15 protein-coding genes are annotated in these 26,429 nt (G+C 53.7%); 5 read left to right on the forward strand and 10 right to left on the reverse strand.

The window, feature by feature from the left end:
• Positions 1-208: 208 nt before the first annotated feature.
• Positions 209-2,674, reverse strand: coding sequence for an ATP-binding protein (locus AMR42_RS06365; RefSeq protein ID WP_099532630.1), 2,466 nt, complete (start codon positions 2,672-2,674; stop codon positions 209-211).
• Between the two features lie 1,122 nt (positions 2,675-3,796).
• On the opposite strand from AMR42_RS06365, the gene AMR42_RS06370 reads away from it, so the two are divergent.
• Positions 3,797-4,555 (forward strand): ABC transporter permease, encoded by a 759-nt coding sequence (locus AMR42_RS06370; RefSeq protein ID WP_143472962.1) that lies wholly within the window; start codon positions 3,797-3,799, stop codon positions 4,553-4,555.
• Between the two features lie 101 nt (positions 4,556-4,656).
• On the opposite strand, the gene AMR42_RS06375 is transcribed toward AMR42_RS06370, so the two are convergent.
• From AMR42_RS06375 to cofG, 4 genes are all read right to left on the reverse strand, one after another.
• The gene (locus AMR42_RS06375) at positions 4,657-7,077 is read right to left on the reverse strand and encodes a CHASE4 domain-containing protein (RefSeq protein ID WP_099532632.1); all 2,421 of its coding nucleotides are present in this window, start codon (positions 7,075-7,077) and stop codon (positions 4,657-4,659) included.
• Positions 7,078-7,545: 468 nt separating this feature from the next.
• Positions 7,546-9,222: a citramalate synthase gene (gene cimA, locus AMR42_RS06385; RefSeq protein ID WP_099532634.1), complete on the reverse strand. Its 1,677-nt coding sequence runs from the start codon at positions 9,220-9,222 to the stop codon at positions 7,546-7,548.
• A gap of 483 nt (positions 9,223-9,705) precedes the next feature.
• Positions 9,706-10,836 carry a GNAT family N-acetyltransferase gene (locus tag AMR42_RS06390; RefSeq protein WP_099532635.1) on the reverse strand — a complete coding sequence of 377 codons (1,131 nt, stop codon included), beginning with the start codon at positions 10,834-10,836 and terminating at the stop codon, positions 9,706-9,708.
• Positions 10,837-10,878: 42 nt separating this feature from the next.
• Positions 10,879-12,021: a 7,8-didemethyl-8-hydroxy-5-deazariboflavin synthase subunit CofG gene (gene cofG / locus AMR42_RS06395; RefSeq protein ID WP_099532636.1), complete on the reverse strand. Its 1,143-nt coding sequence runs from the start codon at positions 12,019-12,021 to the stop codon at positions 10,879-10,881.
• Positions 12,022-12,169: 148 nt separating this feature from the next.
• Here cofG and psbA point away from each other — a divergent pair, with 148 nt between their 5' ends.
• Together psbA and AMR42_RS06405 are read left to right on the forward strand one after the other, a co-directional pair.
• Positions 12,170-13,252, forward strand: coding sequence for a photosystem II q(b) protein (gene psbA, locus AMR42_RS06400; RefSeq protein WP_099532637.1), 1,083 nt, complete (start codon positions 12,170-12,172; stop codon positions 13,250-13,252).
• A gap of 259 nt (positions 13,253-13,511) precedes the next feature.
• Positions 13,512-14,786, forward strand: coding sequence for an FAD-dependent hydroxylase (locus tag AMR42_RS06405; protein WP_099532684.1), 1,275 nt, complete (start codon positions 13,512-13,514; stop codon positions 14,784-14,786).
• 92 nt (positions 14,787-14,878) lie between these two features.
• Here the strand turns inward: AMR42_RS06405 and ftsE are convergent, their stop codons facing one another.
• Entirely contained in the window at positions 14,879-15,616 is a 738-nt protein-coding gene (ftsE, locus tag AMR42_RS06410; RefSeq protein ID WP_099532638.1) for a cell division ATP-binding protein FtsE, read from the reverse strand.
• Between the two features lie 117 nt (positions 15,617-15,733).
• On the opposite strand from ftsE, the gene AMR42_RS06415 reads away from it, so the two are divergent.
• Positions 15,734-17,368 (forward strand): NAD(P)/FAD-dependent oxidoreductase, encoded by a 1,635-nt coding sequence (locus AMR42_RS06415; RefSeq protein WP_099532639.1) that lies wholly within the window; start codon positions 15,734-15,736, stop codon positions 17,366-17,368.
• An 82-nt stretch (positions 17,369-17,450) separates the two neighbouring features.
• On the opposite strand, the gene AMR42_RS06420 is transcribed toward AMR42_RS06415, so the two are convergent.
• Together AMR42_RS06420 and AMR42_RS06425 are read right to left on the reverse strand one after the other, a co-directional pair.
• A complete protein-coding gene (locus AMR42_RS06420) occupies positions 17,451-19,502 on the reverse strand; it encodes an ATP-binding protein (RefSeq protein WP_234406711.1) in 2,052 nt (683 codons plus the stop codon).
• Between the two features lie 621 nt (positions 19,503-20,123).
• Positions 20,124-22,268, reverse strand: a complete 2,145-nt coding sequence (locus AMR42_RS06425; protein ID WP_099532641.1) for an ATP-binding protein — start codon at positions 22,266-22,268, stop codon at positions 20,124-20,126.
• A 504-nt stretch (positions 22,269-22,772) separates the two neighbouring features.
• Here AMR42_RS06425 and AMR42_RS06430 point away from each other — a divergent pair.
• Positions 22,773-24,080, forward strand: coding sequence for a pitrilysin family protein (locus tag AMR42_RS06430; RefSeq protein WP_099532642.1), 1,308 nt, complete (start codon positions 22,773-22,775; stop codon positions 24,078-24,080).
• Between the two features lie 134 nt (positions 24,081-24,214).
• Here the strand turns inward: AMR42_RS06430 and AMR42_RS06435 are convergent, their stop codons facing one another.
• Positions 24,215-25,366, reverse strand: a complete 1,152-nt coding sequence (locus AMR42_RS06435; RefSeq protein WP_099532643.1) for an NAD-dependent epimerase/dehydratase family protein — start codon at positions 25,364-25,366, stop codon at positions 24,215-24,217.
• Between the two features lie 292 nt (positions 25,367-25,658).
• On the reverse strand, positions 25,659-26,402 hold the full coding sequence (locus AMR42_RS06440) for an HAD-IIB family hydrolase (protein WP_099532644.1): 744 nt from the start codon (positions 26,400-26,402) through the stop codon (positions 25,659-25,661).
• Positions 26,403-26,429: the final 27 nt, after the last annotated feature.

The following is a 26,429-nucleotide window of genomic DNA, read 5'->3' on the forward strand; positions in this document are numbered from 1 at the left end:
ATTGGGTTTGTGCCCTACGCACCGCTGCCATTGCCGCAGCCAAACCGACTCGTGATCCCGAGGGGCGATCGATGGTGCGTGGGAGACAAGCCAACCAAACCGTTACCCCGAAAACGTTCTCCCACTCACCCTACGGTTTGTCGATTGACCGCCACCCATCCCGAAGCAACGATAATCCCCGATCGGTTGGGCCACGCTCAATCGTCGGTTATCGCTCGTTTGAGCGATCGGCGAGGGGCGATCGGGCACGGGTCATCACGCCCGTGGCTTGGCTGTTCATGCGCATGGCGCGGGCGGCGGCTTGGGACAGGGTGTTCACCTCGTGCAAAAGCCGTTCCGGGTCAAATTTTTCCCCCAGCACCACATCCACGGTCAGGTTGGGATGATCGACCAAAATCGGTGAGGCCTCGGCGCGATCGCCCAACAGCAGCACTTGCACTCGGGGCGCTTGGCGGCGCAATCCGGCCACCACTTCCCAGCCATCCATGCCCGGCAGCCGCAAACTGACAATCACCACCTGGGGTTGCAACACGTCTAGCTGGGAGAGGGCGATCGCCCCGTCTGGAGTCCAAACCACTTGGTAGCCGGCCGCCATCAGCAGCTCACAAACGGCGATCGCCCGCTCCTCTTGGGCATCGATCAGAATCACCGAGCCTGACGGTCGCCAATCCACCGGTTCTTCTCCGTTGGGAGCGGTGGGTTGCTCGGCGGCGGGGGCTTGGGAGGGAATTCCCACCGTGAAAGTCGATCCCCGATCGGGCAAAGAATCCACCTCAATCCAGCCCTTGTGCAGATCCACTAACTGCTTGGTCAGGGCCAAGCCCAAACCCAAGCCGTCGTAAACCCGCCCGTAGGACGGATCGAACTGGTGAAACATCTCAAAAAGTTGCGGGATCCAATCTTCAGGGATGCCGATGCCAGTGTCTTCCACCTGCAACATCAACAGGTCTTGTTCGCGCCAAACTCGGACGATCGCTTGGCCACCTTCGGGTGTGAACTTGATTGCATTGCCCAATAAATTGCTAAGAATTTGCCGCACGCGATGACAATCGGCCGAAAAGCGATCGTCTTTGGTCAAAATTTGCACTTCCAACAACAGTTCAATGCCGCGCTCAATGGCGTGGGGCCGCTCGCCATTCACCACCGAGTACACCAGTTGGGTAATTGAAAAATCGCTGACGTTCAAGACGGTGCGCCCGGCTTCCACCTGCGACATTTCCAGCAAGTCTTCAATTAGCTTCAGCAAATGCTCGCCGCTGTCGTGGATGGTTTGCAGATAGTCGCGCTGTTTTTGGTTCAGTTGCCCGAAAGACCAGCGCAACAGGGTAGCCGACAGGCCAATCACGCAGGTTAAGGGGGTGCGCAGCTCGTGGCTGATGGTGGCTAAAAATTCACTCTTGGCCCGGGCCGCCGATTTGGCGGCCAGCAGGGCTTCCTGCAAAACCCTGGTTTGGGTGCTGATTTGCTGACCGAGGGTTTGTTGCTGCTGCTGCAAGGTGGCATCTAGGTGAGCTGCCCGCACGGCCACGGCCAAGCCCTGGGCAATCTGTTGGGCCAGGCTCACTTCTTCGGGAGTCCAAAGCCGGGCTTGATCGCACTGATGGAGCACCAAAAATCCCCATAACCCCACCGATCCGCGCATGGGAGCCAAAATTGGTACGGCCAGTTGGGCCCGTGCCGCCCGATCGCGCCCCCCATCGTTCACGATCCAAGTTTCCTGTTCCTGCGATCGCCATTGGGGTTCAAAGTCATCCACAAAGCAGCGATCGGCCCCCTCATAGAGCACCGAACCCACCTGGTCGTCCAAACGCGCTTCATAGGTCACGCAATCGCGAGTCATTTGCCAGTTCGGATCGTCCCAAGGGGAGGGCAGCCCCGCCGCCTGATCCGCCTGTCGCCAGAGCCGAATGGACTGTAACCGCGCCTGAAATTGGTAGATCAACGCTCGATCGACCCGCAAGCCTTGACAGAGAGTTTGCAAGGCGCGGTCAATCACCACGGGCAATTCCTGTTCCTGAACAATCCCCACCAGCAAATCAATCAGGTGGCGATCGCCCTCCAATCGGGTTGGGGAGGGCCGAGGGGCCGGGGCCGGGGTCAACAAAGGAGCCGCCAGAGTCTGCGTCCAAGTGGCCAGCCACCGCACCAACACTGCCGATTGCAGCGATGCATTGGCCTTATGCCAGCCCTGGGGCACTTTCAACAGTCCCCGTTCTTTCATCAGCGCCTGAATGGCCCGCCGATCGTCCGTCAGCCGCAGGTGATAGATCCCCGGATGGAGCGTGGTTTGATCTAAACCCTGGCGTAGGGTTTGGTGAGTGGTGGCCGCTGGATCCTCGATCGGCCCGCGGCCATTGGCCTTGTGGCCTCGGCCCCGCCCCCGTCGCATCGATGATTCCGGCGCTTCCGTTGCCATCCCGGTTGGGGTCTCGCCCTCGCTCGATCGCTCCATGGTCAACAACCAAGCCAGCCCCGGCCCCGTCACCAGGGCAAAAGCGGGCTGCTGTCGCTTCCCGATCGTCGCGTCCCCCTCTGTGGCGATCGCCCCGGATTCCGGCAAATTCCCTAATTCCTGGAGACAATCCAACGTTGACTGCCAGAGCAGCGATCGCACCTGTTGACAGCCCTCCGCTGTCAAGGTCCATTGCAGTGATTGCGCAAACGAGCCACTCATGATCGGTACGCTGGCAGGCAGCGTTCTAGGGGATGGCAGAAACTCCCAAATTCGACGTAGATTTGCGTAAATTCAGGCAGCCTGTAACGGATAAACGGTTCAACCTCAATCACCAAATTCAGCCACACTATTCAGATTGTCATGACACATTTGACCGTTGTTTGAGGCGTTGACGACTGGGGTCATTCCGGCAGTGAAAGCTTAATGGCAGCCAACTAATCCAGAACTTGATTCCGGCAGATGCGGGGTCAAAGTGAAACAGTGCGCTAACTCGTCCTGACGAGAGGTTTTCTCAATGGGGCCAGGGAATGAGAATTATTTTGAAATCACTCACCCAACCCAAAGCCGCCGAAAAATGCCTTCTTTCCTGGTAGCCAACACTCAATAGGGCCAAGGGCATTGACAAAAACATCAAAAGAGAATCGCCAAAAAGATGAGAAATGCCCTGTGGTCGCCTCTTTGGGCAATAGCAACGATCACTAAGCCCAATGGCTGATGGAGCCATCTCGCATCAATGTTCTCTACTTGAGTAATTCTAAGATAGTCAATTTACGAGGAAATTAATCTAAAAAGTTTCTGGATTCTAATTCTGTAATTAAATCTGGCTCTTCCAAATTCAATCCGGATCACTTAAGGAATGAAAAATTCTGAAATCATGACAAAAATCTTGTTCAAGAAATGGGTAGTCAGTGTGACTTTCTTGAGGTTTTTCAACTAAATCTCAAGATTGTTCTCAAGATCCATAAAATTATTCATGTAGTTTTCAATAGAAGAAATGTTCAAAACTTTTTGAAATGAAATAAAACATTACAATTAATCATTGCAATCAATAACTGCGATCAATTATTCAAGAAAATCTAACTTGGAGGCTCAATTAATCCTAGGTTAACGACATGATAATTGCAGATTTATTTTGTAGCAATGGTGCATCAGGATCGTTAGATGACGCATTGATGACGCATTAATGGTGTATTAATTGCACATCAATTTCAGATTAATTTCAGATCAACTACGCAGCCCCAACAGGGTGGCAACGTGGTAATGGCGAAGGGATTGTGGAGAAATACGTAATTAATGCGTGATTTAGGATGGCGTTAAGGTCTTTTTGAGTTGGGTTCTTTCATGGAACCAGTGGATTTGTTGTGGCTGGGAGGATTGGCGTTGGGGACAGTGGGCCTCTGTGCCAGTCAAGGCTTGGGGCTGACGCGGGCTTGGGGCCGGGCGATCGGGCGGGCCCTGTTGCAACTCACGGCGGTGGGCAGCTTGTTGGCTTTGGTTTTGGCGGCTCCGTCTCCGGGCAGCCTGGCGATCGCCCTGGGGGGATTGTGGGGGCTGGCGGTGGTTTCTGCCCACCAACAGATGGGGCAACGATGGCCCCAACTCTTGCCCTGGCTGTTGGGCGGGCTGTTGGGAGCCGGACTGTTGGCCAGTGTGCCGGTGGTGCTGTTGGTGCTGCGGCCGGGGCAGTGGTTTGAGCCTCGGGTTTGGGTTCCCGTGGGGGCTGTGGTGTTGGGGGCGGCGGCCAATGGGGCGGCGATCGCGGGGGAACAGGTGATGATGGCGGCCCGATCGCACCGCAACGATATTGAACAGCGATTGAGTTTGGGGGCCACGGCCCAACAGGCGATCGCCCCCCATCGTCGCGCCGCCCTGCGATCGGCCCTTGTGCCCACCTTGAACGGTTTCACCAGTGCGGGACTATTCACTTTGCCAGGTCTGGTGAGTGGGGCCCTGCTGGCAGGCATGGATCCGTTGATGGCCGTGTCGGTGCAGCTCTTGGTGATGGTGGCGGCGGCGCTGGCTGTCTCCGTTGGTGCGCTGGTGGTGGCCTGGGGGGCTGGTCGTTTGTGTTTTGACCCGATCGCCCAACGATTGCGCTAGAGCGATCGCGCTAGGCCGATTACGCTCGGCCGAATTGAGCCACCTTGTACCAACTTGCCCCCGGTGGCGGACTACATAGGGACAGAGTTCCCGTGGCGTGATTAACCTTTGGACGCTTCTTCCTCGGTGCCAGAAACTACCGGAGCCGAAGCCAAATGGGGCGATCGATCGTGACTATGACTCAAGCCCCGCTGAAGCTGGTTAAATCGCAACTTCATCGCTAACTCCTCCTGGGGTTTGGTTTCGCGAATCTGCTTCAGGGGCAACAAAATAATAAATTCACTACCTTGATCCGGCTCAGAGATGCAGCGAAGTTGTCCACCATGCTGCGTAATAATTTGATGGCTAATAAATAACCCTAGTCCAGCGCCTTGCCCAACGGGTTTGGTTGTGAAAAAGGGGTCGAATAATCGCGATTGAACTTGTTTGTCAATGCCTAAGCCATTGTCAGCAATGGAAATCAAAACCCAGCGGTTTAAATCCACTTTGGTACGAATTGTGATGGTGGGTTGTAATGGAGCTTTAGCCGCCTCAAATCCTGAACCATTAGCATCAAAGGTTTGCAATTTGGATCTCAGTTGCTCTGCAAAGGAAGCCCCTCGATTTCGCCGATTATTGTTAGTGTTATTGGCATTATTGCTCGTGCTAGCGTTTTCAGAATTTAGGTTGCCAATACCCGCATTTTCCAGCTTTGATTGGCTCGTTGGTTGACCGGAATTTCGGGGGGCCTTTGCGGGTAGGTCAGTGGAGGTTTTCAAGACCGGTGAACGATGGCTTTCTCCATCAATGGGTTCTGAATTGCTAAGGTCAATTTCGGTTCCTGGCTCCGCCCCCAAAATGACGGGAGCGGTGGTTGGGGTGCTCGGGGCTGAGTCTGCCGGTTTTCCGTGAATGCGTTGATAGTGTTTTTTCATGGTCTCGTCGAGGGAGTCGATCGAGTTCATGAGTAAATGCATAAAAACTTGATTGAGCTGGCGTGCATAACACTCAACGAGGGGTAATTCGCCATAGACTCGCTCGATCGCAATCGCTGGTCGGAATGAGCGTTCTTCTAAGGCGTGGTCTAAGAGTTCGATCGTGCTGTCAATGCCTGCATGGAGATCCACCGATTTCAAATCCGATTCATCCAATCGCGAAAAATTGCGCAGGGCATTCACAATTCGATAGATCCGATCGGCTCCGCGATCGATGGACTGAATGACCCGATCGCTATCTTCTAAGATGAAAGCCAAATCCACTTCTCGGGAGCGATCTAAAATTTCATCGTAGGCAACGGGATAATATTTTTGATACAGCCGTATTAGGTCGCAAAGATCCTGTTGATATTTTTTTAGGTGTCGCAAATTACCCTGAATAAAGCTCACGGGATTATTCACTTCATGGGCAATGCCCGCCACCATTTTGCCCAAGCTTTCCATCTTGGCGCTGTGGATCAACTGAGCCTGAGAAGCCCGCAAATCTTGAAGAATTAACTCCAGTTCCATGATGCGAGCGCGATAGGTTTCCCGATCGAGATTTTGAGTGGCCGATTCAATTAGGGCGGCCTCCGCTCGATCGCGCTCATCCAAGTTCTGCAAAGCCTGTTGCAGGGCCTGCCAAGCCAGGCTAATGAATCCCAAACTGAGCAGCACCAAAATGCCGCCAATGCTTAAGAGTCCATACAAACTATGTTGGTGTAGGGTGCGCGTAATGGTGACCCGGGCGATCGCACTGGGTTTGCCATACACATCCACTAAGTAGCGATAACCCACCAAATTGCGCGATGAATCAGTTACTTCGGTGCGCTGATTTCGTCTGGCTTGACCCGTAAAATCAAAGGCTCCATAGAGGGGCAAATTGTTGGAATGGCGGCTGACCTTAATTTCCAAAGCCCCCGGAACCAATTGGCTTAAATCTTGAAGCAACCGAGCATCCAGCCGCTGACCCATCACAAACCAACCATCCACTTGATCTGGTTTTTGAGGATTGGGAATGCTGCAAATGGCAATGCTTAATAAATCATTGTCAATGGCTACCACACCTGCCAGCCGCTTTTGGTCTGGGTTTGATTGAAATCCTTTCGGCAAGGATTGCAAAAAATACGTCAGGGTTGTGGAGGGTTCATGGTAGCGATCGTTGGCGGTGCTGCCGGACTGATTTGAAACTTGTCGCTCTCGGGCATAGCGAATTTTGCCATCGCGACCCACCACGCCCATGATGGTTAAATCAAAACTTTGATAATTGGTTGGACTAAAATTATTGCGAATAAAGTCTTCATTGGGCTGCCTGAGAAACTGATGGGTTGCATCCCAATAGCCATAGTCACAGGCCGATGGCAAAAGCTGGGCCGATCGCCGGTAAAGTAACCGAGTAAAGCGGTTGGTATGTTCTTCGATGGTTCTTTGTTCGAGGCTGGTGATGGTGTTCAGCAGGACACTCGCCACGCCTGTGTAAAGCAACCCTGATACCAACAAAATGGTCACCACGAGCTGCCGAAAGCCGCGTCGCACCTGCTCACCTTCAGACGAAGCTGATTTCAGCACAGAACTGCCTCAAGATCCTTTTCCATCTTTCCTTCAGAGTTATCACAAATAGAGGGGTTGCAACTTCAATTATTGTTAAATTTTTTCCTCTGGGATCCAATTTAGATAAATTTCTTTCGAGTTAACTCGTTTTTGAATTAATGGTCAATATCTTGGGGAGCAAACTGCCAGGGAGATTACCCAGCCGATGGGTGGGCATGGGAGCGGCCGCGACTCAGACCCAGCGGGCGGCCAGGGCGGAAAATTAGCCCCGATTCCGGTTGGTCCCATGTGGTCTCAGGGGGGCGCAAGTTCAGGGAAAATCCGTAGGATCGCTGGAATCTGGGGCACTAAAGATGAGCAAAGGTTCATGATCGAACCCTTGCTTTTGCGATCGGGAATTCTATTTCTTAGCCCTAAAATCCTGCTTCAAGAATGGCACTTTGGCGCAACACCTCCGTGGCATAGGGTTGCCAAAGATGTGACTTTTTAGACCTCCAAAGGTAGGGGCAGTGGTTGCAAAGTCTGAATACCGTGAAGAATCAGGCCATATTCGATCGCTTCCACAACGGCTTGATAGGAAGCTTCCAAAATGTTGCCGGAGACTCCCACGGTTGTCCAACGCTGGTGGCCGTCGCTGGATTCCACCAGGACTCTGGTTTTGGCGGATGTGCCCGCGCCGCCATCCAAAATTCGCACCTTATAATCGGTGAGGTGGAACTGAGCCACCACTGGATAGAACTGCACCAGCGCTCGCCGCAGGGCCGCATCCATGGCCGCCACGGGGCCGTTACCTTCCGCCACTTCCAGTAGGGTGCGATCGCCCACGGTGACCTTGACGGTGGCCAAGGATTCCCGATCGCTCGGTTCACCAAAGTCGTAGTGAACGCGGCAATCTTTCAGGACAAAAAAGCTCGATCGCTGACCGAGAGCCGTTCGCATCAGCAGGTCAAAACTGGCTTCGGCGGCCTCGAACTGATAGCCCTGATTTTCCAGGGTTTTGAGGGTTTGTAAAATCTGCCGACAGGCGGGGTCTTGTTTGTCGAGATCTAAGCCAAAGGAGCGGGCTTTGGCCAACACATTGCTCAAACCCGATTGATCAGAAATGACGATTCGGCGTTGGTTTCCCACCCGATCGGGCGAGATATGTTCATAGGTGTGGGGATTGCGTTCCACGGCGCTGACATGGATCCCTCCCTTGTGGGCAAAGGCAGACAGACCCACATAGGGCGCGCGATCGTCCGGAGCCAAGTTCGCCACTTCACTGACAAAGCGACTGGTGGCCGTCAACTCCGCCAACTGGGCGGCGGGAATGCAGTTCAGCCCCAGTTTCAACTGCAAATTAGGAATCAGGGTGCAGAGGTTGGCATTGCCACAGCGCTCGCCATAGCCATTGATCGTGCCTTGCACCATCCTTGCGCCCCCTTGGACAGCGGCGATCGCGTTGGCCACCGCCGTGCCGGAATCGTTGTGGGTGTGGATTCCCAATTGGGCCGCGGGCAGCCATTCCCGCACCTCAGCCACAATCCGAGCCACCTCGTGGGGGAGTGTGCCGCCATTGGTGTCGCAGAGGGCCAACCAAGCGGCCCCGGCCTCGTGGGCTGCCTTGAGGGTGGCGATCGCGTAGTCGGGATTTGCCAAATAGCCGTCAAACCAATGTTCCGCGTCGTAGATCACCTGTCGCCCTTGGCTGATTAGGAAGGCGATCGAGTCGCGGATCATGGCGATGTTTTCATCGAGGGTGGTTTTGAGGCCCTCGGTCACATGCAAGTCCCAAGATTTCCCAAAAATGGCTACCCAACGTGTCCCAGCGGCCAAAATCGGCTTCAGGAGCGGATCTTCCTCGGCGTTCATGCCCGGCCGGCGGGTTGAGCAAAAGGCCACCACCTCGGAAAATTCCAGCGGTTCTTCCTGAAGTTGCCAAAAAAACTGCACATCCTTGGGATTGGCCCCGGGCCAACCCCCTTCAATGAAAGGAATTCGCAGGCGATCGAGCTTGCGGGCAATCCGTAGCTTGTCCTCAATGGAAAATGAGAGACCTTCCGACTGGGCCCCATCCCGCAACGTGGTGTCATAGAGCCACAGTTGAGGACTTGCCTGGTGAGAACTGGGCTGGGCGGGGCCGTTGCTGGGTGCAGCATCCGGCGCGGGGGCGGAGAAAACCATGGTTGCAGTGCCTAAACCGATCGCCTATCAAGGGCCTAGTAAATGGCCGATTAACTGAATCGCCTATTGCCGATCGCTCAGGGCCCATGAACTTACTGGGCAGCCATGCGAAGAGGCGCGAAATAGTGCCAATGATGCTATTATCGCGCCTTTTCTGGGGCATTGCGAGTGAAGTTTTTCAGGGGTTTTAATCCCGGATTGAATCCAGCTTGAATAGGGATGTCTGAAGAGCTAAAACCGCTATCTTGGGAGCCTCATTGATCGATGCCTGTGGGGCTTACTGATCGATCCCTGCGGGACTTATTGATCGATGCCTGTGGGGCTTACTGATCAATATCTGCGGGACTTATTGATCGATGCCTGTGGGGCTTATTGACCAATGCCTGCGGGCCTCGTTGATCGATGACGACAAGGGGCTTAAGCCCCTTGCCCCGATGATGACTGGTGCTTGGCAAGTACCCTAAGTTACTGCTCAGAGATTGCCTAGGCTAGAGATAGGAACTTTTCATAAATGCGATAGGTTTTGTAGATTTTGCCGCCGGCCGCTTCGATCAAACGGCGCGATCGGGAATTGTCCTCGTAAACCCAACCTAACTCAGAGGTGCGGTAGGGTTTGCCCTTTTGCTGACAAGCTCGCAACCCCAAATAAATCAAGGCCAAGGGAACCAATTTGCGTTGATATTCCGGCAAAGAACAAATGGCAACCACCCGCCCCCGATCGATTTGCCGCCGATACCAAAGAAACTTCAACGTTCCCCACCAATTCAGCTTGCCTTTCACTTCCTTGAGCGGGATGTTGTAGTCTGGCAAGCCCATGAAAAATCCCACTGCCTTGCCGTCCACTTCTGCAATCAAAACCACATCGGGATCAACCAATTGTTGGAGCGATCGCGCTTCTTCCAAAAACTCTTCTTCGGTGCGTGGCGTAGAACTCCAATTTCCTGAAAAAGCTTCGGTGAATAGACGATATAAAATCCTGGCATCTCGCTCAAAGGCTTCACCCTTGGTTTCAATAGAGCGGAAGCTCACGCCGGATTTGGTGGCAATTTTATAGGCTTTTTCAAATTCAGTGGGCAGGGGGCGATCGAGCGGATATTCATAGGCATAGGCATCTTTTGCTTTGCTGAATCCTCCTTGCTCCACCAATTCAGGATAGTAAGAAGGGTTGTAGGGCATCATCACCATGGGTGGGGAATCAAACCCATCAATCAGCATCAAGCAATTATTGTGGGTAGACAGATCAATGGGGCCGCGAACTTTGGTCATGCCCTGTGCTTTTAACCAAGTTTCGGCAGCCGTAAACAACCCTTGGGCCACACTGAAATCATTGATGGTTTCAAAATAGCCAAACAGCCCGATCGCTTCCCCTTCCTTTTCCACCAATCGTTGATTCACCGTGGCCACAATCCGCCCCACCGGTTCAGGATTCAAGGCCACAAAAGCTTGTAATTGGCCATAGGTGCGGAATGAATTCTCCGGTGACAATTGCCGAGCGATGCTGCTGCGTAGGGGGGCAACCCAATAGGGATCCTGGTGATAGACCCGATCGGGCACATCTAAAAACTGTTCCAAATCAGCCGGCGTATTGACGGGGCGAATTTCCAAAGCACACATAGCAGCAAGACCAGACGATGGGAACGGGCGTGAACACCGGACTTAGGGCCGGCTGATTAACTTCTGCATTGTAGGCCCTGGTTTCGGGTCGAATCGCTCGGGGAAATCTCGCGAATCTGGGGAGGAACCGAGGAAATCGCGCCAGCTTTGCACGAGCGATCGCATTGGATCGCTTAACCAGTCGTCAAAGGCGGGGTAAACCGGTAACCGGGGGCGCAGTTGCCCACCCGCTGCGGCCACCCAATCGGTGAGTTGGGCCAGGCTCGGGTGTTCATAGGTGGGGTTCACCTCATCGATCGGGCAAATTCCTCCCAGGTCGCTTGCCCCCAGCTCGATCGCCCGTTGCAGCAATTCCGCTGTTTTCAATAGATTGGGCGGCACTTGAATCGCAATTTCCGGTGGCAACAGTTCCCGGGTGATCGCCACCGTTTCCAGCAACAGGGCCGCCGAACAGGCCTCCCCTTCCCAGACTTGATCCCGACCGGGGCTGTGGGGTTGTACGATCACTTCTTGGATGTGGCCGTACTGGCGATGAATCTGCCCGATCGCTCGCAAGCTGTCCAGGCGATCGGCTTCGGTTTCGCCAATCCCAATTAATAGACCCGTGGTGAAGGGAATCTGTAACTCCCCCGCTTGGGCCAGTTGCGCCAACCGTCGGGATGGATCCTTGCTGGGGGCGTGGCGATGGACGGTTTGGGCTAGGGCAGGGCTCACCTGCTCAATCATTAAGCCCATCGAAACATTCACCGCTTTCAGATAAGCCATCTCTTCGCGATCGAGCGGCCCCACATTGGCATGGGGCAAAAACCCTTCCAGCAGTGCCAACCGACAGAGGGACTCAATGCGCCGAATCCAGGCCGATCGCCGGGGACTGCGGGGATGCACCTCCCCACTCAGAATCAGAATCTCAATCGGCCCGGAGCTGGGGGGGCTGGTCGGGGCGATCGGGAATTGCCCCGATTGTGGTTTGTAACAATCCCGCAATGGATTGGTGAGTGATCGAAGCTTAACTGTTGCTTCCGCCAGGCCCAGCCAGCGATCGGCCCCCGGCTCCACCCGAAAATTACAGTACTGACAGCGGTTGAAACATTCATAGGTGGGAACCAGCGTGTAGGCAGCGCTGTAGGTTACCAGAGACCCCAAAGGCTGACGGGTACGGCAATCCGCCTCTGTGCGATCGGCCATGGCCCTTGACCTCAAACGTTAAGGAAAATGGAATTTGTGTAAATCATCGTCAAAACCTCTTTACAAAACTAAACACAGCAGTTAATCTATATTCACGTGGGAAACAAAACCCACCAAATCATTCTTCTACAAAGCAATTCATCCAACCATGACTGCAACCCTGCAACAGCGCCAAGGCGCTTCCGTGTGGGATCAGTTCTGCGAGTGGGTAACCAGCACCAACAACCGCCTGTACGTGGGCTGGTTCGGTGTCCTGATGATCCCCACCCTGCTGGCTGCCACCATCTGCTACGTTATCGCTTTCATCGGCGCTCCCCCGGTTGACATCGACGGCATCCGCGAACCCGTGGCTGGTTCGTTGCTGTACGGGAACAACATCATCTCTGGTGCTGTGATCCCCTCGTCGAACGCCATCGGTTTGCACTTCTACCCCATCTGGGAAGCTGCTTCCTTGGATGAGTGGCTGTACAACGGTGGTCCTTACCAACTGGTTGTGTTCCACTTCCTGATCGGCGTGTTCTGCTACATGGGCCGTGAGTGGGAACTGAGCTACCGCCTCGGTATGCGTCCTTGGATCTGCGTGGCTTACAGCGCTCCTGTTGCTGCTGCTACCGCCGTGTTCCTGATCTACCCGATCGGTCAAGGTTCGTTCTCTGACGGTATGCCTTTGGGCATCTCGGGCACCTTCAACTTCATGTTGGTGTTCCAAGCTGAGCACAACATCCTGATGCACCCCTTCCACATGCTGGGCGTTGCTGGTGTGTTCGGTGGCTCGCTGTTCTCCGCAATGCACGGTTCCTTGGTGACCAGCTCGCTGGTTAAGGAAACCACCGAAGTTGAGTCGCAAAACTACGGCTACAAGTTCGGTCAAGAGGAAGAAACCTACAACATCGTTGCAGCCCACGGCTACTTCGGTCGTTTGATCTTCCAATACGCTTCGTTCAACAACAGCCGCTCGCTGCACTTCTTCCTGGGTGCTTGGCCGGTTGTGGGTATCTGGTTCACCGCCCTGGGCGTGAGCACGATGGCATTCAACCTGAACGGCTTCAACTTCAACCAATCGGTTGTTGACTCGCAAGGTCACGTGATCGGCACCTGGGCTGATGTGATCAACCGCGCCAACCTGGGTATGGAAGTGATGCACGAGCGTAACGCTCACAACTTCCCACTGGATCTGGCTGCTGGTGAAGCTGCTCCCGTAGCTCTGCAAGCTCCCGCAATCAACGGTTAATTCTGAAGGTTGTGAGTGCTTGCTAGCCTGAGCAAATCAGTCTAAGCGACGCAGTGGAGGGGGGACGATCTTGAATCGTCTCCCCTCTTGCTATTGGTGATCCTGAGAAACTCATGCGGGCAGTGATCCGCCGGATCCAGAACGGTTGGAATCACCCGATAATTGGGTTATGGGTACTGGTTGTGCGTCGGCTCCCGGGGAATTCGTAGGAATTCAAGATTTGAGGAATTGAAGGTTTATGTTGCTCGATCGCCCAGAAATGCATAGCGAATCTGACGTGGCGGTGGCGGAAGCGAAAGCGGCTGCAATTCCCACCTATGACGTAGCGATCGTTGGGGGTGGAATTGTGGGCTTGGTGGTGGCCTGTGGGTTGCGCCAAACGGGGTTGAAAGTGGCGATCATTGAAGCCCTAACCCAGGCCACGGCAGCAAAACAAGCTCAGGCCTATGCCTTTTCCCTGTCTTCGGCCAAAATCTTCCAGGGATTGGGCCTGTGGGATCAGGTGCGATCGAGTCTGGAACCCTTCCGGCGCATTCGGCTTTCCGATTGTGATTGGCCCGATGTGGTGGAATTTTGGCCCCAAGATGCGGGAATGCAGACGGAGTTGGGCTATGTGGCGGCCCACAATACCCTGCTGGAAGCCTTGCAAGGGGCTGTGAATCGATCGCCCCATTGCACTTGGATTGGCCCAGCCACGGCCACCGTTTTGGACTACGGGGCCGATTGTGCTGAGTTGGTGATTGCGCCCAATGGCGAGGGGGTGACGGTTCCGTCGCGACTGCGGGCCAAACTGGTGGTGGCGGCGGATGGGGCCCGATCGCCCCTGCGGGAAGCGGCCGGCATTCCCAGACGCGGTTGGGCCTATTGGCAATCCTGCATTGTGGCCGCCGTCAAGGCTGAACAGCATCACCAAAACATCGCCTACGAACGGTTTCAGACCAGCGGCCCCTTCGCGATTTTGCCCTTGGGGGATGTTTGTCGCTTGGTGTGGACGGCTCCCCACGCGGAAGCCCAGGCGATGTTGGCGTTGGATGACCCAGCATTTTTGCGGGCCCTGAGCCAACGGTTTGGCCCCCAGATGGGGCAATTGGAATTGGTGGGCGGTCGCTATCTATTTCCGGTGCGGTTGATGCAGTGCGATCGCTACGTGGGGCATCGGTTGGCCCTGGCGGGGGATGCGGCCCACTGTTGCCATCCCGTGGGGGGACAAGGTTTGAACATGGGCATTCGCGACGCGGCGGCCCTGGTTGATGTGATCCAGGGGGCGATCGCCCGGGGTGAAGACTTTGGGCAAGTGGCGGTGTTGCGGCGCTACGATCGCTGGCGGCGTTGGGGCAATTGGGTGATCTTGGCGTTCACCGATTTGCTCGATCGACTCTTTTCCACCCAACTGTGGCCCGTGGTTTGGGTGCGGCGGCTGGGCTTGGCGGCCCTCAAGCGGGTTCCGCCCCTGAAATCCCTGGCCCTGAGGTTGATGACAGGACTGCTGGGGAAAATGCCGAGCTTGGGTCGCCTGGCGGATTCCAACCCTTGAGCGTTGGGCGATCGCCCCGCGTCAATTGGTGGTTACAGATGGTGATTCCAGACGCGCGGTCGCAGATTGGCCGATCGCAAATTGGCAAGCTGCTAGCCTAACCAGGCGGCCGGTGCGGGCCGGGCGGTCGATCGACCGGCGGGCCGCACCTCGTAAAGCTTGCCTTCATTCAGTTGCAAAACTCGGTGATGACTGCGCCGCACCCACAACTCATCATGGGTCGTGACGATCGTGGTTGCTCCCAATTCGTTGAGCCGCTCCAGGATCGCAATGATCTGTTGGGAGTTGTCGCCGTCGAGGTTGCCGGTGGGTTCATCGGCCAAAATTAAGGGGGGCGTGCTGACAATTGCCCGGGCAATGCTGGCCCGTTGCTGTTCGCCGCCGGAGAGTTGTTCGGGGAAGTGGTCTGCCTTGTGCAGCAGCCCCACTAACCGCAGGGCGGGCGTGAGACGACGGCGAATTTCCGCCTGGGGATAGCCCTGGGCCAACAAAACGAAGGCAATATTTTCGGCGACGGTGCGGCGGGGAATGAGTTTGTAATCTTGAAAAACGATGCCGATTTTGCGCCGCAGGAGCGCCAGTTGATTGCGATTGAGATCGCTAACCCGTTGCCCATCGATGATCACTTCGCCCCGATCGACCAGTTCTTCGCCATAGAGCAGCTTCAGCAGGGTAGACTTGCCCGCGCCGGAGGGGCCCGTAATCATCAAAAATTCGCCGCGATCGACCCGTAAATTAGCCCCCAACAGGCCGCGCTGACTGCGGTTATAGATTTTCACCACCTCGCGCAATTGCACGATCGCCGCCGCATTCGACCTCACACCAGCCATGGCCGTTCTGTCCTTTGTGGAGGGTGGGGGTTGTCAGGATGCCAAGCTTGGGCCACTGGGCCCGCAATCGCCTGAATCGATCGCCCTGTTCCACCCAATTGTTCGTTCTGGTTCGTTATGAGTTTAACCGCCGATCTCCTTTCCACCATCCCCGGCCAACCGTTGGCGGGTTTAGCGCGAGCCGATCGCCTGTGGCAACAACTCCGGGGGCTGGATAGCCAGGGGGTTACACCCCCTATTTCGGTGATTTACGAATCTTCACAAAATCTGGCGGCCGATCCTGACAACTGGCCGCTGGCCGATGCCCTCAGGGTTGATTTGGTGGTGCTGGGGGGAACCTTGGGGATTGTGATGGCCACGGCCCTGGCCCAGGCCGGTTGGCGCGTGGTGTTGATGGAACGGGGACAACTGCAAGGGCGAGATCAGGAATGGAACATTTCCCGATCGGAACTGGCCGTTTTGGTTGAACGGGGGCTGTTGACGGCGGCGGAATTGGAGCGGGCGATCGCCTCGGAATTTAATCCCGTGCGGATTTCCTTTGCGGGTGGTCAGGAGCGATGGGTGCGGGATGTGCTGAATCTGGGAGTCAGTCCCGCCATTTTGGTCGCTCAATTGCGGCAAAAATTCTTGGCCGCTGGGGGCATCCTGCTGGAGCAAACCCAGTTTGTTTCCTTGACCGTGCAGCCCGATCAGGTTTGGGTGGAGGGGCGATCGCTCCTGGGCGGCCCCACCGGAGCCACCGGAGCCGGGGGCAGCGCTGCCTATGGGGATTGGGTCACCGCCCATCAGGCTACGGTCACGATCGGGGCGCGGCTGGTGTTGGATGCCATGGGGCATCAGTCCCCGATTGTCCGGCAAACCCGCGGCCCCGCCAAACCCGATGGCGTTTGTCTGGTGGTGGGTACTTGCGCCACGGGCTATCCTGCCAACGACAGCGCTGATCTCATTGCCACGACCACCGGCATTCAGGACGATCGCCAGTATTTTTGGGAAGCGTTCCCCGCCCAAGCGGGCCGCACCACCTATCTGTTTTGCTATGGGGATGCCCACCCCAGCCGTCCCAGTTTGCACGATTTGTTTGAGGACTACTTCCGGCTGTTGCCCGCCTACCAAAACTTGCCTTCCCTGGAGGGGTTGCAATTTCAGCGGGCCCTGTTTGGTTTTTTCCCTGCCTTTCGCCAAAGCCCTTTGCAACCAACGGTCGATCGCCTGCTGTTTATTGGTGATAGCAGCGGTTTGCAATCCCCCCTCAGTTTTGGCGGCTTTGGGGCCCTGTTGCGCCACCTCGATCGGCTCTTGGATGGCATCACCAACGCCCTGCAAACTGATCGGCTCGATCGATCCCACCTGAGCCTGTTGCTGCCCTATCAACCGAATCTTTCCGTTACCTGGTTATTTCAGCAGGCCATGCGCGTGGCTGTGGGGCAACAGTTACCGAGCGATCGCATCAATCGATTGTTGGATGCGGTGTTTGGAGAAATGGCCGCAGCGGGCGATCGGGTACTGCGGCCCTTCCTGCAAGACGTGGTGCAATTTCCCGCCCTTTCCATCGCCCTGGCCCGTGTGGCGATCGCCCAGCCGGCCTTGGTGGCTCAACTCATTCCCCAACTGGGCTTGCCTGCCTTGTTGGATTGGATGCGGCATTATCTCGCCTTGGGGCTATATCACGCGGGCGATCGCCTGGCCTTGCCCGCTCGCAAACCGGTGCGATCGGCTTGGCGCTACGGTTCTGGCAACGATTGGCATTCCTAACGGTTGGTTAATACTTGGCTAGTTAATGCTGGGTTAGTTAATGCTTGGCTAGTTCATTCTGAATTGGTGAATTCTCAGGGACTTAACTGGTTGTTGAACCCTCAGTTTCCAGGGATTCTGAACGAACCACAGGAGCACGACTATCCCCACCCGTTCCGTGGGCAACCCCTGCGATCGGGATGGGGGGCTGCTTCAGCGGTAGCCGAATCATAAAGGTTGTTCCTTGTCCCGGCTGCGAGCAACAGGTTAGGGATCCGTGGTGTTTTTCCGCAATAATTTGGTAGCTAATCGATAGGCCAATTCCTGTGCCTTTGCCAATGGGTTTAGTAGTGAAGAAAGGGTCAAAAATCTTCGCCTGAATGGCTGGGGGAATTCCAGAACCATTATCAGTAATGGCAATTTCTACCGTGTCTGTGTTGATTGGTGAGTTTGATAATTGGGATGAGTCAGATTTCACCAGTTTGGTTGTAATTTGCAGCCGATTGGGATTTGCTTCAATCTCCGGAAAATCCCAACGGGCTGTGCGCTCTTCCAATGCATCGATCGCATTGGCCAATAAATTCATCAAAACTTGATTGAGTGGCCCTGGATAACAATCCACCAACGGAAGATCTCCCAACTGGGTTGCAACCTGGATGGCGGGTCGTTGCGAGTTGGCCTTCAAGCGGTGATTTAAAAGTGCCAAGGTGCTTTCAATTCCCTCATTAACTTGAAAGGGTTGATGCATTCCTTGATCGGATCGGGAAAAGTTGCGCAATGAAAGAACCAGTTGGCGAATGCGTTCAGTGCCCAAGGTCATGGAACCAAGGATTTTGCCTAGATCTTCCTCAATGAATGCCAGTTCTTCAGCATCAAAATCAGCCTCACTTTCTAAGTCGGAAAGATACTGCGATCGCATGTTTTGGGGAATGACTTGCACGATCGATTGATATTGATGAATCAGACTAATGAGATCTGTGGTGTAATTTTTAATGTGATCGAGGTTGCCATAAATGAAATTCACAGGATTATTAATTTCGTGGGCAATGCCTGCCAGCATCTGCCCGAGTCCCGACATTTTTTCGCTCTGAACCAGTTGAATTTGAGCTTGCTGCAACTGATCTAAAGCCGCCGTCCGCTCGGCCACGGTTTGTTGAAGAAATTGATTCGCTGATTCCAAAGACTGAAAAGACTGTTGAACCTGCTTAGACATTCGCTCAAAGGAGAAGGACAAAAATTCCAACTCATCCATCCTGTGGGGCGATCGACTAGATTTTGATTGCTCCAAATCTTGCGCTGCATTGGATTCTGAAGTCAATAATCCTGCACTATTTTGTACTAAGGTTGAGATCTCCAATGAAGAATAGGTCTCTGATGAATTTCCAGATAAGCTTCCATTTGAATTCTCGAGAAAATGGCGAGGTTCCTTCATGGAAGAATTACTGGAAAAATCACTAATCAAGAGATCATTGCACTTGGAAACGATGGGCTGTAAGCGACGATTAAGATATTGCACAGCAGCATAAACCACAAAAGCCAACACCAAAGCGGCAATGGCTGCGCCGATCAGGACTGTGCGCCAAATGGGATATTTAACGACCGATTCTGGGACAACAGCGACCGCGATCCAGTTCGTGCTAGGAACTCGTTGATAGGCTAAGAACTGGCCTTCCATGTAAGCCATACCCACGGGGCGCGACTGTAGAATCAGCCAAGCTTCGCGAAATAATGCAAAGTCATAGTAATCGGTGGTGACTTTTGTAAACTTAAAATTGGGCGGTGGAACGAGCAATTTTCCTTCTTGACTGAAAACTGCAAAATACCCTTCGCCACGGGTAACGGTTCTTTTTAATTTCTGAGCTAGGGCTGAGATATTCACATCAGCGCCTGCAATACCCAATAGTTTGCGGCGGTCATTATAAAAAGGACTATAGAAGGTGGTCATTTTAATACCTGACCACTCATAAGGCTCTAGCCAAACATCACCTCGGGCTGCGATCGCGGCTTTCCAGTAATCGCGCGTTGGATAATTATCATCGGTGTAAATTTCTGAATAGCGTACATGCTGGTAAGGCGCAGGGAGGCGGTGACCCACCATGCCCGAGCTGCCTTGATCGACATAAAAGTAGGGATAAAACCAAGGGCGATCGCGCACAATTTGGTAGGCATCTTGACCGAAAAAAACCGCCATGGTTAAGTCAGGGCGGCTTTTAAAAAACTCAAAAACTAATTGTTTATAGGATTCGGCATCCTGAATACCGGCTTGTTGATTGGCTCTGACGGCTGAGCTGATCGCCTTAACATAGGCTTGGGAGTTGGTGAGCTGTCCATTGATGACTTGTACCTGAGCATTCAAGGTGTCTTGGATTTGGTCGATCGACTTACTTTCCAGCGATCGATAAAAAATTCCTGCCATGCTGCCAATGCCCACCAGCGCCCCACCAAGAACACTCATAAAAAGGCGCGCACTGACCGATCGAACCGGCCAAGAAAATCCCAATTGATATCGATAGTCAATAGGCATAGGACTAGCATTTGCTGTTAAACCTTACCCCTGTTATATAGCGGTCTTAGAACAGAAAATCATGAGATTTCAACAATAAAACTTTACACTCTCCACAATATTTCAGAGGTAATCATTCTGCAAAATTCCCCCAAAATCCCATGATTCCAAGGATTCAGGAGATGATCTATCTTGGGATGACGTAAGGAAAATTTGAGAATTTTCAATCACTGAACCGCTTCGAGAACTCAATTCCGTCAATGGCTAAGTGTGTTATTTGATACCAGCAGGCAAATGAATCATAAATTGAGTACCTTGATTGGGTTGAGAGCGACAGAAAATTTTCCCTTGGTGTCGCTCCGTAATAACTTGATAGCTGATTGACAGTCCCAAGCCTGTGCCTTTGCCAACGGGTTTTGTGGTGAAAAATGGATCGAAAATCCTTGCCTGCACGGACTCTGGAATGCCGGGGCCATTATCAGCAATGCTGATTTCAACCACATTTTCACTGGCGATAAACTGGGTGGTAATTTCAATTCGGCTAGGATTAGCCTCAATTTCCGCCTCGCTCCAACCGGCCGTTTTTTGCTCCAAGGCATCGATCGCATTAACCAGCAAATTCATAAACACCTGATTCAGCGGGCCTGGATAGCATTCCACAGGTGGCAAATCGCCATATTTCGTGATCACTTCAATGGCTGGATGATCAGACGTTGCTTTCAAACGATGTTTGAGCAACAGCAAGGTGCTTTCAATGCCATGGTGCAAATTGGTGACACAATCTTTGGTTTGATCAGTTCTGGAAAATGTGCGCAGGGATAAAACTAGCTGCCGAATTCGATCGGTGCCCACGGTCATCGAATCCAAAATTTTAATCAAGTCAGCTTGAATAAACGCCAGCTCTTCAAAGTCGATCGAGGCTTGACCGTTGGATGGGCTGGCTTGACCGGCATGAATTGCATAGACTTGCGTTGTGGCTTGGAGTAACTCGTGAACATAGTCCCGCACATAATCTAAGTTGCCATGAATAAAATTCACGGGATTATTAATTTCATGGGCAATTCCTGCCAAAAGCTGCCCTAACCCTGACATTTTTTCGCTTTGAATCAGTTGCAATTGCGTTTGTTGCAATTGGTTTAGGGCTTCGCTGCGGTCTTGAACGGTGGCTTGCAGGGTTTGGTTGGTTTCGGCCAAGGATTGCAAGGTTGCCTCCACTTTGGCAGCCATTTGATCAAAGGAATGACATAAAAAAGTCAGCTCATCCATATGCTGTCGATCGCGAACCGCAAAAGCGAAGACGGCCTCTGAAGTGGTGGCTTTTGGGGTGGCCATGGGCATGATTTTCTCCGTGGCCACCAAGGTATTGCATTTTTCTAAAATCGGCTTAAGTTGGCGATTGAGACGGCGCACAAAACCCAATACGGCGATCGCTAGCAGAATGGCGGCGATGCTGACACTGATGATTAAAATGCGCCAAAGGGGCCCCAACACTACATCACTGGGAACAACGGCGATCGCAATCCAGTTGGCACTGGGAATTCGCTCATAGGCAATGATTTGATCTTGGTGATAAATAATATCGGAATTTTTGCTCTGCAAGATGGGCCACAGTTCGCGCAAGAGTGGCAAATCTCGATAGCTGGAATTAGCTTGAAGAGACTTGCGCTTCGGTGGGTAAGCCAGTAATTTGCCAGATCTACTGAGAATGGCAAAATAGCCTTCATTGTTGATGACGGATCGATCGACTCGTTTGCTGAGTTCGGTCACGCTGAAATCTGTTCCTGCCACACCAACTAGGTTTTTTTGACTGTCATAGAAGGGAACTAAGTAGCTGGTCATGACAATATTTGACCACTCATAGGGTTCTATCCAAATTCCCTTTTGATTACCCACAGGAATTCGCCAGTAATGTTGGTCAGGATATTGATCGTCTTTATACAACTCTGAGTAAATCCAGTCGGAGTGGGGAGGTGGTAGGCGCTCACCGATCGGATTGGGCTGACCTTGATCGACATAAAAATATGGATAAAACCACTGACGATCGCGCAAAACCTGAAAGGCATTTTGGCCGAAGCCTACTCCCAACACTAAGCTGGGACGTTGTTTGAAAAATTCTAAAGTTAGTTGCTTATAGAATTCTGGATCTTGAATATTTCGATCGCGATTGGTCAAAACAGCCGCCGACAGAATTTCAATGTAGCGCTGCGACTCTAATAGTTGCCCTCGGGTAAATTCAACTTGGGCGTTCAGTTCCGCACGAATTCGCCCAAGGGATTCCCGTTCAATGGATCGATAAAAGACAGCGGCCATGGTTCCCAAGGCCACGAGGGCCCCACCCAAAACGTAGAGAAAAAGTTGGGTGCTGATGGATCGAACAAGCAGGCGATCTCGTAATCTCTGGAGCCACTTGGCCAGCATAGGGATCAATAGTTGGAAAGAGCAGTGAGTTGCGAAGGGAATGCACTCTGGGCTTGGCTTTGGTGACTAACAATTGTGGCTATTCCTCAGGAAGTTAAGGGACTCTTGAGGTATTTGCTAGGACTAAATGGGCTTCATTTGGAGGAAATGGGATTGAGGATAATCAGGATCGGCTTCTTAATTGATTAGCGATCTGTTTTTAGCTATAAATAATTGCAATTGAATGCTGATTCTTGATCTGCCAGTGCCCCTATTTTGGCATCTTCTTTTCAGAATTTTAAGTAATCGATGAAACGGTGGGTATTGGGCGATCGCCCCGATCGCAGCCTTTGGAGCTTTACGGATTCCAAGGGCAACCAACCGGATTCCTTGACTGAATGATTTGGGGAAGCAGACCTGTGGATGGGTGGCCGGAAGCGATCAAGATGAACAGTACGATCGCCCCCAAACAGGTTAAAAGGGGTGAGAATGTATTGTGCAAAACAATTTCTCGTTTCTTTCGCCATGACGTTTGCGCCCCCAGTTCAGCACCATGTTTTTCCCAATGGTTTGACGGCAATTGCGATCGAAAATCCGGCAGCGGACATTGTGGCGGCTCGTATCTTCATTAAGGCTGGGAGTCTGTGGGAGGCGCGATCGAAAGCGGGGCTAGCCAACTTGGTGGCAGCGGTGATGACGAAGGGCACGGAACGCCTGTCATCGATGGAAATTGCGGAGCGGGTGGAATCGATTGGGGCCAGCCTGGGCACGGATGCCAGCACCGATTACTTTCTGGTTAGCCTCAAGAGTGTGTCCCACGATTTTGTGGATCTGCTGTCCTTGGCGGGAGAGTTGTTGCGATCGCCCGCGTTTCCGGAGTCGGAGGTGGAACTGGAGCGATCGCTGATGTTGCAGGGGATTCGTTCCCAACGCGAGCAGCCGTTTTCCCTGGGGTTTGATCAACTGCGCCAAGTGCTGTACGGGCCAGAGCATCCCTATGCGTTTTCACCCTTGGGCACGGAAACCACCACGGGACAACTGACCCCAGCGGATTTGCAGGCGTTTCATCAAACCTACTTCCAGCCCGATCGGGTGACGATCGCGGTGTCCGGTTGCCTGAGCACCCAGGAAGCTTTGAAGGCGATCGAAGCAGTGTTTGGCGATTGGCAGGTGAGCGATCAAGTCATTGTGGAGCCGCAGTTTCCGCCCTTGCCCAACACCATTGAGCAACGGGCGATCGCCCAGGAAACTCAGCAGGCGATCGTCATGTTGGGTTATGGGGCCGCATCGGTGTTGGGAACGGATTCAACCGCAACCGAGCAACAACATCACCCGGACTATGCGGCGCTGAAGTTGGCCAGCACCTATTTGGGCAATGGCCTTTCGAGTCGCCTATTTGTGGAGCTGCGGGAAAAACGCGGCTTGGCCTATGAAGTTTCGGCCCTCTATCCCACTCGCTTGGGCCCGTCGCACTTTGTGGTTTACATGGGCACTGCGCCTCAGAACGTGCCTGATGCGATCGCCGGGTTGCAATCGGAGGTGGAACGCTTGATTCATCACCCGATCGAGGCGGCAGAGTTAACCGCCGCCAAAAATAAGCTCTTGGGTCAATATGCCCTGGGTAAGCAAACCAACGCCCAGTTGGCTCAACTCTATGGTTGGTATGAGGTGTTGGGCTTAGGTCGCGAGTTCGATCGCACCTTTCAAACCGCGATCGCCCAAGTGAGTGCCCAAGATATTCAAACGGTGGCCGATCGCTACTTTGCCGCACCGCACATGGTTTTGACGGGCCCCGCCGCCGCCGTGGAGCCGGCCCTGTTGGTGACCCCCTAAGTGCAGCCAGCGAGCACCAAAACAGGCCAAAGCCAAAAAGTCCAAAGAAAATCAGAAGAAAATCAGAAAATCAAGGGCAAGGAACTTCAGCCCCTTGCCCTTGTTCTGGCCCTTTTAGTGGTTTTAGCTGTTGATTAACCCTTCCACTTCACCTTCGGCAAAATTTCCGAGTTGTCCACCCGCCCCTTGTATTTCACCGCGAAGTTCAACAGGGAATCTAGCAGCGAATCGGACAGGTAGTGTGGTTGCAAGCCCAAATCCAGCAGATTGGTGTTCTTGGCGTTGAAGTAATGTTCTTCGGCTTCGACGCGGGGGTTTTCGATGTTGTTGATTTCCACCTTCAGACCCATGGCCGCGCTGGCCTCTTGGACTTTCTTGGCCAAGTCCAAAACGCTGAACAGTTCCGTGAATTGGTTGAACACTCGGAATTCACCGGGTTTGGCAGGCGTTTCGATCGCCAGCTCCACGCAGCGCACCGTATCGCGAATGTCCAGGAAACTGCGGGTTTGGCCGCCCTTGCCATACACCGTCAACGGATGGCCCACGGCGGCCTGAATACAGAAGCGGTTAAGTGCTGTGCCGAACACGCCGTCATAGTCCAACCGGTTGATCAGCAATTCGTCCATGCCGGTTTGGTCGGTCAACACGCCGTAAACCACCCCTTGGTTGAGGTCGGTGGCCCGCAGACCCCAAACCCGACAGGCAAAGTGGATGTTGTGGGAGTCGTGGACTTTCGAGAGGTGATAGAAACTGCCGGGTTGCTTGGGATAGGGCAGGGTATCTTTGCGACCGTTGTGCTCGATCGTGATGTAGCCCTCTTCGATGTCGATGTTGGGCGTGCCATATTCGCCCATGGTGCCCAGCTTGACCAAGTGACAGTCGGGGAACTTCTCACGAATGATGTAGAGCAGGTTGAGGGTTCCGACAACGTTGTTGGTTTGGGTCAACACGGCATGTTCGCGATCGATCATCGAGAACGGAGCCGATCGCTGTTCCCCAAAGTGAACGATCGCCTCAGGCTGAAACTCGGTCAGAGCCTGATCCAGGAAAGCATAGTTGGTGATGTCGCCAACGTAGAGGTCAATGTGCTTGCCGGTCAGGTCTTTCCACCGTTGGATGCGCTGCTTGATCGGGGCGATGGGGGTCAGGGTGTCAATTTGCAGTTGTTGATCCCAGTGCCGACGAACCAGGCTGTCCAGGATGCCAACTTCATGACCGCGATCGGACAGGTATAGAGCCGTTGCCCAACCGCAGTAACCATCACCGCCAATGACGAGGACTCTCATAACTTCTTGGAGCTAGCGCTTGCCGATTGTTTCGCTCAATCTATCAGGGTTTGGTTAAATTTAGGCCTTCCACTGAAGGATGGGCGCTGGATCCCGGTTGATCCTGATAGGCTCCTGATGGGCTGGGCGTTTCGAGCACTAAGATCTCGCTTTCGAGTTCTGATTGGTTTCGGGTTGGTTGTCGGTGGATCGTTGATTGATCATTGATTGATCAGCGATTGTCGGTTTGTGATTATTTGCAAATATTTTCTGGGCGGGTACTTTTTGCAAGTCCTTGCTGCAAACCGATGGCTCAAAACAAGTCCACTTGCCAATGGCGGAACCCATCCATAATGCCCAAGAGGCCAGGATAGGGACTGTGGTAGAGGGTGGGCCGATCGCCCAAGGCCGCCAGCAGCTTGGGTTCACTGTTGCCCACGGCGATCGCTCGGTAGCCCGCCGCCAACAGGTTCAAATCATTGAGGCTGTCTCCGGCGGTGATGATTCGATCGCCCGGCCAGCGCTCCAGCTTGGCCAGTCGTTGCAGGGTAGATCCTTTGGCAACGCCCTTGGGCATCACATCCAAATAGCGATCGGCGGACATAATCACATCAAAACCGGCCGCCTGGATCAGGTTCAGCGTGGCTTGCCGCAATAATTGCGGGTCGTAGTCATAGGACACGCGGTAGGCAAATTCCCCGCGCTGCAACGAGAGACCCGGCTCCCCCGCCAGCAAGCGCTTGACCCGATCGTTCGCGCAATTCCAGCGATTGGCGATTTCCGATTGGATGGTTTCGATCGGGCGGCCCTGACCGTCATAGACCGTTGTGCCCACATCGCCAATCACAAAATCCGGTTGGGGCACTGGGCAATCGCCCGACCACAGCGGTTCAATGAGCTGCCAATGGCGACCGGTCACGAAAACCAAAATCAGCCGATCGCGCTGTTGTTCAATCCGTTGATAAAACGCAGCGCGATCGGCCTGGGAGCCGTGCAGAAAGGTTCCGTCCAAATCCGTTGCCAGCACCCAACGGGGCGCGGTCGTTGCAAAAACCATAGGTCACCAGTCCCCCACCGATGCGAT

The organism is Limnothrix sp. PR1529 (assembly GCF_002742025.1).
GTDB lineage: Bacteria > Cyanobacteriota > Cyanobacteriia > CACIAM-69d > CACIAM-69d > CACIAM-69d.

Coding starts and splice junctions, on each gene's coding strand:
- AMR42_RS06365 (WP_099532630.1), bottom strand. CDS start 2,674: ATGAGTGGCTCGTTTGCGCAATCACTGCAATGGACCTTGACAGCGGAG.
- AMR42_RS06370 (WP_143472962.1), top strand. CDS start 3,797: ATGGAACCAGTGGATTTGTTGTGGCTGGGAGGATTGGCGTTGGGGACA.
- cimA (WP_099532634.1), bottom strand. CDS start 9,222: ATGGTTTTCTCCGCCCCCGCGCCGGATGCTGCACCCAGCAACGGCCCC.
- AMR42_RS06390 (WP_099532635.1), bottom strand. CDS start 10,836: ATGTGTGCTTTGGAAATTCGCCCCGTCAATACGCCGGCTGATTTGGAA.
- cofG (WP_099532636.1), bottom strand. CDS start 12,021: ATGGCCGATCGCACAGAGGCGGATTGCCGTACCCGTCAGCCTTTGGGG.
- psbA (WP_099532637.1), top strand. CDS start 12,170: ATGACTGCAACCCTGCAACAGCGCCAAGGCGCTTCCGTGTGGGATCAG.
- AMR42_RS06405 (WP_099532684.1), top strand. CDS start 13,512: ATGCATAGCGAATCTGACGTGGCGGTGGCGGAAGCGAAAGCGGCTGCA.
- ftsE (WP_099532638.1), bottom strand. CDS start 15,616: ATGGCTGGTGTGAGGTCGAATGCGGCGGCGATCGTGCAATTGCGCGAG.
- AMR42_RS06415 (WP_099532639.1), top strand. CDS start 15,734: ATGAGTTTAACCGCCGATCTCCTTTCCACCATCCCCGGCCAACCGTTG.
- AMR42_RS06425 (WP_099532641.1), bottom strand. CDS start 22,268: ATGCTGGCCAAGTGGCTCCAGAGATTACGAGATCGCCTGCTTGTTCGA.
- AMR42_RS06430 (WP_099532642.1), top strand. CDS start 22,773: ATGACGTTTGCGCCCCCAGTTCAGCACCATGTTTTTCCCAATGGTTTG.
- AMR42_RS06435 (WP_099532643.1), bottom strand. CDS start 25,366: ATGAGAGTCCTCGTCATTGGCGGTGATGGTTACTGCGGTTGGGCAACG.
- AMR42_RS06440 (WP_099532644.1), bottom strand. CDS start 26,402: ATGGTTTTTGCAACGACCGCGCCCCGTTGGGTGCTGGCAACGGATTTG.